This window comes from Enterobacter cloacae complex sp. 394F7, assembly GCF_057320385.1.
In genome coordinates this window covers 371,158-383,832 of sequence record NZ_JBXWCS010000001.1, presented here as the reverse complement: position 1 = coordinate 383,832, position 12,675 = coordinate 371,158, and the positions used below count along the sequence as shown (strand labels likewise).

Here is a 12,675-nt window from a genome sequence, read left to right as displayed (position 1 = left end):
TTATTTTTGTACTACGATATTTTCCTGGGAAGGATCAACATGCTGCAATTGCAGCTTTTCTGTTGCGATCCGCTCGACCCGGCTGTGATCGCCGAGGGCGTTTTCTTCAAGGATCAGGTTTCGCCATTCAATATCCAGCGCATCGCGTTCCAGTACCATCTGCTCGCGTTGCGCAGTCAATAAACGTGTGTGGTGGGCTGTCGTCACCACCGTTACTGCCGTCACAATGATGCAAATGAACAAGCAGAGTGGCAGCTTCCCAAACCGCAAAAGATCGTCGCCGATCACACCAGGCAAGGCATGGCGCTCGTTGCTTCCTAACGAATCCTTAACTTTGCTTAGGGTCTCTGTCACTCTGCCGATCATGCGTTCGTCCTCTCTGCAATACGCAGCACTGAACTACGGGCGCGTGGATTCTCTGCCACCTCTTCTTCGCCCGGCATCAACTTGCCTAATGCTCGCAACTGACGGCCACCCAGCTTCCTGAGTTGTTCTTCCGTCATCGGCAGCCCTGCTGGCACCTGTGGACCGCGGCTTTGTTCACGCATAAAGCGTTTCACAATACGGTCCTCCAGCGAATGGAAGCTGATGATGGACAACCGCCCTCCCGGGGCCAACACGTCGAGCGAGCTTTTTAGCGCCAGCTCTATTTCCTCCAGTTCACTGTTTACCCAGATGCGAACCGCCTGGAAGGTACGGGTCGCGGGGTGTTTGTGTTTATCCTTCACCGGTGTTGCCGCCGCAATCACCTCGGCCAGCTCTTTCGTGCGGGTCATCGGCTCAATACGATTGCGCTCAACAATGGCGCGCGCGATGCGCTTGCCAAAACGTTCTTCGCCAAAGGTTTTAATCACCCAGGCGATATCGGCTTCATCCGCGGTCTGTAACCACTCGGCGGCAGACTGACCGCGCGTGGGATCCATGCGCATGTCCAGCGGGCCGTCACGCATAAAGGAGAAGCCGCGTTCAGCATCATCAAGTTGGGGTGAAGAGACGCCAAGATCGAGAAGAATCCCGTCGATCTTGCCCGTCAGGCCGCGCTCAGCAACGTAATCCGCCAGCGCAGAGAAAGGTCCATGCACGATGGAAAAGCGTGGGTCATCGATGGTTTGCGCAACAGCAATCGCCTGCGGATCGCGATCAATTGCCAGCAGACGTCCTTCCGCTCCAAGCTGGGAGAGGATCAAACGCGAGTGGCCACCGCGACCAAAAGTGCCATCAATGTAGATGCCGTCCGGACGAATATTCAGGCCGTTGACGGCCTCATCCAGCAACACCGTTGTATGTTTATAATTTTCCATCATATTTATAGAGACAAGTCCTGCAGCCGTTCCGACAAGGTAGCGGAATCAGACTGCTCAGCGTCGATATCTTCCTTGACCTGTTGATACCAGGTCGTTTCGTCCCACAGTTCAAACTTGTTGAACTGACCGACCAGCATCACTTCTTTGGTCAGACCGGCATGCTGCCGCAGCACAGGCGCAATCAGTAATCGCCCTGCACTATCCATCTGACACTCACTGGCATGCCCCAATAACAACCGCTGCACGCGGCGTTCCTGTGGGTTCATGCTCGACAGTCGCGACAGCTTTTGCTCAATAATTTCCCATTCAGGTAAAGGATAAAGCAGCAGGCAGGGGGAGTTGATGTCAATGGTGCAAACCAGTTGACCCGAAGCGTTCTCGATCAGCTGGTCGCGGTATCGGGTTGGTACCGATAAACGCCCCTTACTGTCGAGATTGACTAACGTTGCTCCACGTAACATGCCAGTCTCACCCCTCCTCACCACTTTAACCCACAAATTCCCACCTAAAGGAGTTTACGGAGCGAGGGAAAAGCTTGTCAAGCCAGGACTCTCTCTATACGAACCCGAAAGGGCTCTATTTACAGAGATAAACAGTCCTGGTTAATAACTGCACAACTGGCGAGGCAAAATTAACGTTATGAATATTTGTAAGAAAAAAACCGAATATGCACACTAGCGTTAAGGCTCACTCAATATCATCGCATCGAAATATAAAGTGTCAGTTTGCGACGCGGGCAGCATTTTAAGACATATTCACAGGGGATAACAGCGCCACATTCACCACAATGCGCAATGAACGAACCGGCTGGCAGGCAAGCACGCTGGAGCAGGGGAAAAACGTCTGAATATTCATCGACCGGGCAGCTTTGTAACAAAACAATACAAAGACAGGCTTTATAAATCGTATAAATGTTCTTTCAAAGGCATTTTAAAACGCCTGAAAGAATAAAAAAATAGCAGGTTCTGATTCCTAAGGAATCGTCCTAATTTTTCTCCGGGAATTATTTGACAGAATTATCCAGAAAAAAGAGGGGACAGTTTTCGCTGCCCCGTCTCATTTCATTAATGGCGGCTTAAAATTCCGCGACGGTAGAGATTACGTTTGATGCGCGTCAGCCCTGGCTTCGGTTTACGTGGTTCATCAAGGCTCGCGAGAACGATCTCCAGCACGCGCTCCGCCACATCACGATGGCGCTGCGCGACGGCCAGGACCGGACATTGCAGGAAGTCGAGCAGTTCGTTATCACCGAAGGTGGCGATAGCGAGATCGGAAGGCAGCTTACCATCCCGACGCAAAGTGACATCCATCACCCCCTGCAGCAACGCAAATGAAGTGGTGAACAGCGCCTGAGGCATCGGGTGCGTCTCCAGCCATTTCTCGAACAGCTGCGCAGCGGCTTCGCGTTCATAACTGTTGGCATAAAGGTAGTGAACCTCGCGCGGGTCGTCTTTCCACGCCGTTCTGAAGCCTTGCTCACGCAGGAAACTCACAGAGAGCTCAGGCAACGCCCCAAGATAGAGCACGGTTTCAGCCGGGAAGGTTCTCAGCTCCGCGGCCAGCATTTCCGCGTCATCCTGATCGGCACCGACGACACTGGTAAAATGCTCTCTGTCCAGGGCGCGGTCCAGTGCAACGATTGGGAACGGATCGTTCGCCCAGCGTTGATAGAAGGGATGCTCGGGTGGCAAGGAGGTCGAAACGATGATCGCATCAACCTGACGCTGGAGCAGATGCTCAATACAGCGCATTTCGTTATCAGGCTGATCTTCAGAGCAGGCAATCAGGAGCTGATAGCCACGCTGGCGAGCCTGACGTTCAAGATAGTTAGCGATGCGGGTGTAGCTGGTGTTTTCCAGATCGGGGATCACCAGACCAATCGATCGGGTGCGCCCGGCACGTAAGCCCGCTGCGACAGCATTCGGGTGGTAGTTGTGCTCACGAACCACCGCCATGACTTTCTCAACGGTTTTGTCGCTGACACGGTACTGCTTTGCTTTACCGTTAATCACATAGCTGGCCGTAGTTCGTGACACGCCGGCTAGCCGGGCGATTTCATCCAGTTTCACAATTGCCCCTTAAAAAAAGAAAAGAGTCCATGGCCCTGTCAAGGTTATGGTTAAATCTTTTAACATCTAAACGCAGAATAGCTTTCGCGGCAACCGCTTTTATCTGTGTTATCGGCGTATTACGCAAAAAAAAGCCCGGCTTTGGTGACCGGGCTGAAAGAGGCGAACCTTATTACCTGCTAACGCATGATTTTCTCGCCGCGCGAAAGACCGACAACGCCCGACCGCGCAACCTCGACAATTTTTGCCACATCCCTTACGGACGCCAGGAATGCGTCCAGCTTGTCACTCGTTCCCACCAACTGAACCGTATATAAAGAAGGAGTAACGTCAATAATCTGCCCACGGAAGATATCCGCGTTGCGTTTAACCTCTTCACGGCCGTAACCGCTGGCCTGAATTTTCACCAGCATGACCTCACGTTCGACATAGGCCCCCTGCCCCAGTTCGCTCACGCGCAGAACATCGACAAGTTTGTGTAACTGTTTCTCGATCTGCTCAAGCACCTTGGCGTCGCCGACGGTCTGAATCGTCATGCGCGACAGCGTAGGATCCTCGGTAGGGGCAACGGTCAGGCTCTCAATGTTGTAGCCGCGTTGTGCAAAGAGTCCAATAACGCGTGACAGTGCGCCAGACTCGTTTTCCAGTAATACAGATAATATCCGGCGCATATCAGGTTCTCTCCGTTTTACTTAACCACATTTCGTCCATACCACCACCGCGAATATGCATCGGATAAACGTGCTCTGTGCCATCAACAATGACATCCATGAAAACAAGGCGGTTATTTTTGACGTGTTCAAGCGCTTCAGCAAGTTTCGCTTCCAGCTCTGTCGGCTCGGTCACCCGCATCCCGACATGACCATAGGCTTCGGCCAGACGAACAAAATCCGGCAGCGATTTCATGTAGGAGTGAGAATGGCGGCCAGAGTAGATCATATCCTGCCACTGCTTCACCATACCGAGATAACCGTTATTCAGGTTCAGAACCAGAACCGGCAGTTCATATTGCAACGCGGTGGAGAGTTCCTGGATATTCATCTGAATGCTGCCGTCTCCCGTCACGCAAACGACGGTTTCATTCGGCAGCGCAAGCTTCACCCCCAGTGCGGCAGGTAACCCAAAGCCCATTGTCCCCAGACCACCAGAGTTGATCCAGTGACGTGGTTTATCAAACGGATAATAAAGCGCGGCAAACATCTGATGCTGACCTACATCAGAGGTGACATAGGCTTCACCTTTCGTCAGACGCCAGAGGGTTTCGATCACCGCCTGCGGCTTAATGTTTTCGCTTTGGGTATCGTATTTCAGACACTGACGTGCTCGCCACTGCTCGATCTGTTGCCACCAGTCGCGGATCTCATCCAACGGTTGTGAAGGGGTTTCCTGCGATAGCAGATCCAGCATTTGCTCCAGAACCTGTCGCGCATCCCCAACGATCGGCACATCCGCCGGTACCGTTTTCGAAATAGACGTAGGATCGATATCAATATGCAGCACGGTGGCGTTCGGACAGTACTTCGCCAGATTGTTGGTCGTGCGATCGTCAAAGCGCACGCCAACGGCAAAGATCACATCCGAATGATGCATCGTCATGTTGGCTTCATAGGTACCGTGCATCCCCAACATACCCAGAGCCTGGCGGTGCGTTGCCGGGAAGGCGCCCAGTCCCATCAGTGACGAGGCGACAGGAAGATTCAATTTTTCGATCAGCTCACGCAGTTGCGCTTCACAGGCTGAGTTAACCGCGCCGCCGCCGACATAGACCACCGGCTTTTTCGCAGCCAGAAGCGTGTGTAACGCACGTTTGATCTGGCCTTTGTGGCCCTGTGTCGTTGGGTTGTAGGAGCGCATGCTTACCGTTTCCGGCCAGACATACGGCAGCTTGTTTGCCGGGTTAAGAATATCTTTTGGCAGATCGACCACCACAGGACCAGGACGCCCACTGGCTGCCAGCCAGAAGGCTTTTTTCAGTACGCCGGGAATGTCTTCGGTTTGCTTCACCAGGAAACTGTGCTTCACAACGGGGCGTGAAATCCCCACCATGTCACACTCCTGAAATGCATCGTAGCCAATCAGTGACGTTGCGACCTGCCCGGATAGAATGACCAGCGGGATGGAGTCCATATAGGCTGTCGCAATGCCGGTAATTGCATTCGTCGCGCCGGGGCCGGAGGTGACCAATACCACGCCCACTTCACCCGTCGCACGCGCCAGCCCGTCAGCCATGTGCACCGCCGCCTGCTCGTGGCGCACCAAAACATGGTCAATGCCGCCTACCGTATGAAGCGCATCATAAATATCCAGAACTGCGCCTCCAGGGTAGCCGAACACCTGCTTCACGCCCTGATCGATTAACGATCGGACGACCATTTCCGCGCCAGACAACATCTCCATGCTTTGCCTCCAGGCATTTTGTTATAGACGGACTGCAGAATTCATTTCCACACCGTCTTACGATCGTGATGAACCAATCTTATATATTGCAGAGTGATCGTTACCTTAACCGCTCGTTTTGAGGCAGGCAATTAGCAAACAGGACGCGGCAAACGGGGTCAGAAGCACAAAAAGCAGCGTTACAGGGAGGATATGGTTAATTCCACTGTGATTCGTTCGTGAGGTGATAAATCATCGCTGAAAAGCGCAACCTTTCAGGAAATCATCTATTTTTGCGAGGCTGGCAGCAGCCAGAAAAAATAACAACAGCACAAAATACCGTAAAGGAAAAAATACGCAGGATAAACCACACGCGCCGATGTGATTTATCCTGACACGCTTATCGGCGGCAAATGCTAATAAGCAGCTCTTCCATCCACTGATGGCCTTTATCCCGGCCTGCGGCTTCATGCCAGGAAAGATAACAGGTCCGGCTATTGAGTTTGAGTGGCAACGGCAGGATTTGCAGATTTAAGGGTTCCGAAAACTCCTCCGCCAGCCAACGCGGGGCAATAGCGACCAGATGGGTCTGGGAAACCACATTTAAGACGCTGACCATGGCCATTCCCTGATAAGCCACGCTCGCCTGTTTATCCGCAGTGTCATACCACGGCAGACTAAATGAGGCGTATCGGTCGAGGGCAACAACAGCGTGCTGCTCGTTATAAACATCACTTTCGCGCAGCGGCATATTCATTCGTGGATGTTTTTTGCTGGCGACCAGTACCATTTCATCTTTAAACAGCGGCACACAGGAAAATTCCGGACGACGGAACTCTTCGTATCCCAGAACGAATTCTGTTTCCTGATATCGAAGCTGATGTTCTGTGTTCTGATTAAGAGAAGATTTAAATACCAGCTGAATATTGGGCGCAATTTCTTCCACTTTATTGTAGATCACGGACGTCAAATAATTATCTAACGGGCTACATACGCAAAGATGGAAAACACGCTCACTGCTTAAGGGCTCAAAACCCGATCCCGGTAGCTCATTTTGCACCAACTGTAACGCCTGGCGGATAGAGCCAAACAGCTGAAATGCACGCGCCGTGGGTTGAATCCCCCTGCCATAACGAACAAACAATTCGTCATTAAACATCACTTTAAGCCGGGATACCGCATTGCTGACGGCAGGCTGCGACATCCCCAGAGACTGCGCTGCCCGCGTGATATTCTGTTCCTGCATCACCGCGTCAAACACGGTCAACAGATTGAGATCCACGGTGCGTAACTGAGGTTTAACCCCATTATAACCCTGAGGTTGATTAATATTATTTTCTGGCACTCCTGGCTCCACTGTCACGCTAAACTCCCTTTGCCAAATTACAGTAATAATTTCGAAAAATATGATTTACCATGCAGATACTACCAGCGAAAGAGAAATGTTTAAAATTCGGAAAATATAAAGAGCGCATCATCAAAAGGGTGACTTCGCCCAGGTCATTGATGGTGAGATGAAATTCCGCATAAATGATATCAATGACATTATGGTTTGCATGAAACCATAATCAAGACAAATACACAATCGCCCTTCGGTTAATGATAACTTAAGTATTATTAAACTATTCACGTGAGCCATGCCAAACAATTAACAAACTCGCATCATTGCTCACGCTTTATTTACTGCGGTTTTATTTGTAGCACTAATAAATCAATGAAATTAAAAACAATTCTTCTCAGGGCTCATCCATTACAGACGTATGTTGAATTGATACTAATTATATTTAAATCGTTCCGGAGATGAATCTCCAGTCCAAAAATAGACTTTTCAAAAGGCATGAAAGATAAAAACCAGCACAATTAGCTAAATAAAATTCTCTGGAACATCGTGCGATCGGGGTCGTTTTTGTTGTCAGGGGTTGACATCAACCCCCATATCCAGTACCACTAAAAGCATATTGAATTTAACGGAGCACGATTCATGATTCGCACCATTCGTTTCACCGGTCTACTACTACTAAACGCATCCTCTGTGCGCGGTAGACTGGCGGGCGAAATTCAGCGTTGAATCGTCACCAGTAAGACTAAAAACCCGCGCCACTGCGCGGGTTTTTTTATGCTCGTAGCAAGGCGCCCTAAGACTGACAAGGACCTAACCCATGAGCCAGCAAGTCATTATTTTTGATACCACTTTACGTGACGGTGAACAGGCATTACAGGCGAGCCTGAGTGTGAAAGAGAAGCTGCAGATTGCGCTGGCTCTCGAACGTATGGGTGTCGACGTGATGGAGGTGGGTTTCCCGGTCTCTTCTCCGGGTGATTTCGAATCGGTTCAGACCATCGCCCGTACCATCAAAAACAGCCGCGTCTGTGGCCTGGCACGCTGCGTTGAGAAAGATATCGACGTTGCCGCCGAGTCACTGAAAGTGGCTGAAGCATTCCGTATTCATACTTTTATTGCCACCTCCCCCATGCATATTGCCACCAAGTTGCGCAGTACCCTCGACGAGGTGATTGAGCGCGCGGTCTACATGGTCAAACGCGCGCGCAACTACACGGATGATGTTGAATTCTCATGTGAAGACGCAGGCCGCACGCCAATTGAGGATCTGGCACGCGTGGTGGAAGCCGCCATTAATGCCGGGGCCAAAACCATCAACATCCCGGACACCGTCGGCTACACCATGCCGTTTGAGTTCTCCAACATCATTACTGGCTTGTATGATCGTGTGCCAAACATTGATAAGGCAATTATCTCAGTTCATACCCACGACGATTTAGGCCTGGCCGTCGGCAACGCCATCGCCGCTGTTCACGCCGGTGCCCGTCAGGTAGAAGGTGCGATGAACGGTATCGGGGAACGCGCAGGCAACTGTTCCCTGGAAGAAGTGATCATGGCGATCAAAGTGCGCAAAGACATCATGAACGTGCACACCCGAATCAATCACAATGAAATCTGGCGTACCAGCCAGACCGTCAGCCAGATTTGCAACATGCCGATCCCCGCCAACAAGGCAATTGTCGGTACCGGCGCATTCGCGCACTCTTCCGGTATCCACCAGGATGGCGTACTGAAAAACCGCGAAAACTACGAAATCATGACCCCGGAATCGATCGGTCTGAACCAGGTTCAGTTGAATCTGACCTCCCGCTCCGGCCGTGCGGCAGTGAAACATCGTATGGAAGAGATGGGTTACAAGGACAGCGATTACAACATGGATCAGTTGTACGACGCGTTCCTGAAGCTGGCCGACAAAAAAGGTCAGGTGTTCGACTATGACCTGGAAGCACTGGCCTTCATTAATAAACAGCAGGAAGAGCCAGAGCATTTCCGTCTGGATTACTTCAGCGTGCAGTCCGGCTCCAGCGACATCGCCACGGCATCCATCAAGCTGGCCTGCGGGGATGAGATAAAAGCGGAAGCGGCAAACGGCAATGGTCCTGTCGATGCTATCTACCAGGCGATTAACCGCGTCACCGAATACGACGTGGAGCTGGTCAAGTATGACCTGACGGCCAAAGGCCATGGCAAAGATGCGCTCGGTCAGGTGGATATCGTGGTCAATTATAACGGCCGTCGCTTCCACGGCGTGGGTCTGGCGACCGATATCGTCGAATCCTCTGCGAAAGCGATGGTGCATGTCCTGAACAATATCTGGCGCGCCGCTGAAGTCGAAAAAGAGTTGCAACGCAAAGCTCAGAATAAAGAGAACAACAAGGAAACCGTGTAATGTCGAAGAATTACCATATTGCTGTGTTGCCGGGTGACGGTATTGGCCCGGAAGTGATGGCACAGGCGCTGAAAGTACTGGAAGCCGTTCGCTCGCGTTTTGCGATGAAAATTACCACCAGCCACTACGACGTGGGCGGTATTGCTATCGATAATCACGGTACGCCGCTGCCAAAAGCAACGGTAGAGGGTTGCGAGAACGCCGATGCCGTCCTGTTTGGTTCCGTGGGTGGCCCGAAATGGGAACACCTGCCCCCCGCAGAGCAGCCAGAGCGCGGCGCGTTGCTGCCGCTGCGTAAACATTTCAAGCTGTTCAGTAACCTGCGTCCGGCAAAGCTGTATCAGGGTCTGGAAGAGTTCTGCCCGCTGCGCGCGGATATCGCCGCTAACGGCTTCGACATTCTGTGCGTGCGTGAGCTGACCGGCGGGATCTATTTCGGTCAGCCAAAAGGCCGTGAAGGCAGCGGCCAGCATGAAAAAGCGTTCGACACCGAGGTCTATCACCGTTTCGAAATTGAACGTATCGCCCATATCGCTTTTGAGTCAGCACGCAAACGCCGCCATAAAGTCACCTCTATCGACAAAGCGAATGTGCTGCAGTCTTCCATCTTATGGCGTGAGATCGTCAGCGAAGTTGCTAAGCATTATCCTGACGTTGAGCTGTCGCATATGTACATCGACAACGCGACAATGCAGCTGATTAAAGATCCGTCCCAGTTTGACGTACTGCTGTGCTCCAACCTGTTCGGCGATATCCTCTCGGATGAGTGCGCGATGATCACCGGCTCCATGGGCATGCTGCCGTCAGCGAGCCTGAACGAAGAAGGCTTTGGCCTGTACGAGCCTGCTGGCGGCTCCGCGCCGGATATCGCAGGTAAAAACATTGCTAACCCGATTGCGCAGATCCTCTCCCTGGCTCTGCTGCTGCGCTACAGCCTGGATGCAGGCGATGCGGCAACCGCAATTGAAAACGCCATTAATCGCGCGTTAGAAGAAGGCGTCCGTACCGGTGATTTAGCACGCGGCACGGCGGCAGTCAGTACCGATGAAATGGGCGACATCATTGCCCGCTATGTCGCTGAAGGGGTGTAATCATGGCGAAGACGTTATATGAAAAATTGTTTGATGCACACGTTGTCTATGAGGCACCAAACGAAACCCCGCTGCTCTATATCGACAGGCATCTGGTACACGAAGTGACCTCCCCACAGGCATTTGATGGGCTGCGTGCGCACAAACGCCCGGTACGTCAGCCGGGTAAAACCTTCGCGACAATGGATCACAACGTTTCCACCCAGACCAAAGATATCAATGCGTCGGGCGAAATGGCGCGTATCCAGATGCAGGAGTTGATCAAGAACTGTAACGAGTTTGGCGTCGAGCTCTACGATCTGAACCATCCGTATCAGGGTATCGTCCACGTGATGGGGCCTGAGCAGGGGATCACCCTGCCCGGCATGACCATCGTCTGCGGCGACTCCCATACCGCAACGCACGGCGCCTTTGGTGCACTGGCGTTCGGTATTGGCACCTCTGAAGTTGAGCATGTTCTGGCTACGCAGACCCTGAAACAGGGCCGAGCCAAAACCATGAAGATTGAAGTGAAAGGCAAAGCCGCGCCGGGGATCACCGCGAAAGACATCGTGCTGGCCATCATCGGTAAAACGGGCAGTGCCGGCGGCACCGGGCACGTAGTTGAGTTCTGCGGTGACGCTATTCAGGCGCTGAGCATGGAAGGTCGTATGACTCTGTGCAATATGGCCATCGAGATGGGGGCCAAAGCAGGTCTGGTGGCACCGGATGAAACCACCTTCAACTATGTAAAAGGGCGTCTGCACGCGCCAAAAGATCAGGATTACGCTGACGCCGTCGCGTACTGGAAAACCCTGAAAACCGATGATGACGCGGTTTTTGATACCGTTGTTACCCTGCAGGCGGAGGAGATTGCCCCGCAGGTGACCTGGGGAACCAATCCGGGTCAGGTCATTTCCGTGAATGACACTATTCCCGATCCGGCCTCATTTACCGATCCGGTCGAACGCGCCAGTGCCGAAAAAGCGCTGGCGTATATGGGTCTCAAACCCGGTGTGCCGTTGACCGATGTGACCATCGACAAAGTCTTTATTGGCTCCTGCACCAACTCGCGTATCGAAGATTTACGCGCTGCGGCGGAGATCGCCAAAGGCCGTAAAGTGGCACCCGGCGTGCAGGCGCTGGTTGTGCCAGGCTCCGGCCCGGTAAAAGCGCAGGCGGAAGCCGAAGGCCTGGATAAGATCTTTATCGAAGCAGGCTTCGAGTGGCGCTTGCCTGGCTGCTCCATGTGTCTGGCCATGAACAATGACCGCCTGAATCCGGGCGAACGTTGTGCCTCCACCAGTAACCGTAACTTTGAAGGTCGTCAGGGCCGCGGTGGACGCACCCATCTGGTCAGCCCGGCGATGGCCGCCGCTGCGGCAGTTACCGGCCATTTCGCCGATATTCGCAGCCTGAAATAAGGAGACAATCATGGCAGAGAAATTTACCCAACATACAGGCCGGGTTGTCCCTCTGGACGCCGCTAACGTCGATACTGATGCGATCATACCGAAGCAATTTTTGCAGAAGGTCACCCGCACCGGATTTGGTGCTCATCTGTTTAACGACTGGCGTTTTCTGGATGATAAAGGCCAGGTACCTGACCCGGAATTTGTGCTGAATTTCCCGGAATATAAAGGCGCCTCCATTCTGCTGGCACGGGAAAACTTTGGCTGCGGCTCCTCACGTGAGCACGCACCATGGGCGCTGACCGATTACGGTTTTAAAGTGGTGATCGCCCCGAGCTTCGCGGATATCTTCTACGGCAACAGCTTCAACAACCAGCTGCTGCCGGTGACGCTGAGTGACGAGCAAGTGGATGAAATGTTCGCGCTGGTTAAGGCAAATCCGGGCATGTCGTTTGAAGTGGATCTGGAAGCGGAAGTGGTGAAAGCCGGAGATAAAACCTACAGCTTCAGCATCGATGCCTTCCGTCGCCACTGCATGCTGAACGGTCTGGACAGCATTGGCCTGACGCTTCAGCATGAAGACGCCATCTCCGCGTACGAGAAAAAACAGCCTGCGTTTATGGGCTAAAGGCAATGGCCCGCACGATGCGGGCCATTGATAAGGGTGCGTTGAGGCTCAACCACTCTGGAGAGGCGGGGAACTTTCCCCGCCC

At 52.6% G+C, this 12,675-nt stretch carries 12 protein-coding genes; 5 read left to right on the top strand and 7 right to left on the bottom strand.

All coding sequences use genetic code 11. The features are described from left to right. The 7 genes from ftsL to leuO all read right to left on the bottom strand — a co-directional run bounded on the left by ftsL (position 1) and on the right by leuO (position 7,094). On the bottom strand, positions 1-366 hold the full coding sequence (gene ftsL, locus AC2FAK_RS01900) for a cell division protein FtsL (RefSeq protein WP_008501989.1): 366 nt from the start codon (positions 364-366) through the stop codon (positions 1-3). Beyond that, the gene (rsmH, locus tag AC2FAK_RS01895) at positions 363-1,304 is read right to left on the bottom strand and encodes a 16S rRNA (cytosine(1402)-N(4))-methyltransferase RsmH (RefSeq protein WP_013095568.1); all 942 of its coding nucleotides are present in this window, start codon (positions 1,302-1,304) and stop codon (positions 363-365) included. Before rsmH ends, ftsL begins: the two co-directional genes overlap by 4 nt. A gap of 2 nt (positions 1,305-1,306) precedes the next feature. Continuing rightward, positions 1,307-1,765, bottom strand: coding sequence for a division/cell wall cluster transcriptional repressor MraZ (gene mraZ, locus AC2FAK_RS01890; protein WP_095455357.1), 459 nt, complete (start codon positions 1,763-1,765; stop codon positions 1,307-1,309). Positions 1,766-2,368: 603 nt separating this feature from the next. Beyond that, positions 2,369-3,373, bottom strand: a complete 1,005-nt coding sequence (gene cra, locus AC2FAK_RS01885) for a catabolite repressor/activator (protein WP_013095565.1) — start codon at positions 3,371-3,373, stop codon at positions 2,369-2,371. Positions 3,374-3,552: 179 nt separating this feature from the next. Further along, a complete protein-coding gene (gene ilvN, locus AC2FAK_RS01880; protein WP_008501994.1) occupies positions 3,553-4,044 on the bottom strand; it encodes an acetolactate synthase small subunit in 492 nt (163 codons plus the stop codon). A 1-nt stretch (position 4,045) separates the two neighbouring features. Beyond that, positions 4,046-5,770 (bottom strand): acetolactate synthase 3 large subunit, encoded by a 1,725-nt coding sequence (gene ilvI / locus AC2FAK_RS01875; protein WP_095455358.1) that lies wholly within the window; start codon positions 5,768-5,770, stop codon positions 4,046-4,048. Positions 5,771-6,149: 379 nt separating this feature from the next. Further along, positions 6,150-7,094 (bottom strand): transcriptional regulator LeuO, encoded by a 945-nt coding sequence (gene leuO, locus AC2FAK_RS01870; protein WP_013095563.1) that lies wholly within the window; start codon positions 7,092-7,094, stop codon positions 6,150-6,152. A gap of 636 nt (positions 7,095-7,730) precedes the next feature. Between leuO and leuL the strand changes: the two genes are divergently transcribed. From leuL to leuD, 5 genes are all read left to right on the top strand, one after another. Next, a complete protein-coding gene (gene leuL / locus AC2FAK_RS01865; RefSeq protein ID WP_071830037.1) occupies positions 7,731-7,817 on the top strand; it encodes a leu operon leader peptide in 87 nt (28 codons plus the stop codon). Between the two features lie 91 nt (positions 7,818-7,908). Then, the gene (leuA, locus tag AC2FAK_RS01860; RefSeq protein ID WP_013095562.1) at positions 7,909-9,480 is read left to right on the top strand and encodes a 2-isopropylmalate synthase; all 1,572 of its coding nucleotides are present in this window, start codon (positions 7,909-7,911) and stop codon (positions 9,478-9,480) included. Continuing rightward, a complete protein-coding gene (gene leuB / locus AC2FAK_RS01855) occupies positions 9,480-10,571 on the top strand; it encodes a 3-isopropylmalate dehydrogenase (RefSeq protein WP_013095561.1) in 1,092 nt (363 codons plus the stop codon). Before leuA ends, leuB begins: the two co-directional genes overlap by 1 nt. Before the next feature lie 2 nt (positions 10,572-10,573). Beyond that, entirely contained in the window at positions 10,574-11,974 is a 1,401-nt protein-coding gene (leuC, locus tag AC2FAK_RS01850; protein WP_045292743.1) for a 3-isopropylmalate dehydratase large subunit, read from the top strand. 10 nt (positions 11,975-11,984) lie between these two features. After that, a complete protein-coding gene (gene leuD / locus AC2FAK_RS01845) occupies positions 11,985-12,590 on the top strand; it encodes a 3-isopropylmalate dehydratase small subunit (protein WP_023620018.1) in 606 nt (201 codons plus the stop codon). The last annotated feature ends 85 nt before the right edge of the window (positions 12,591-12,675 follow it).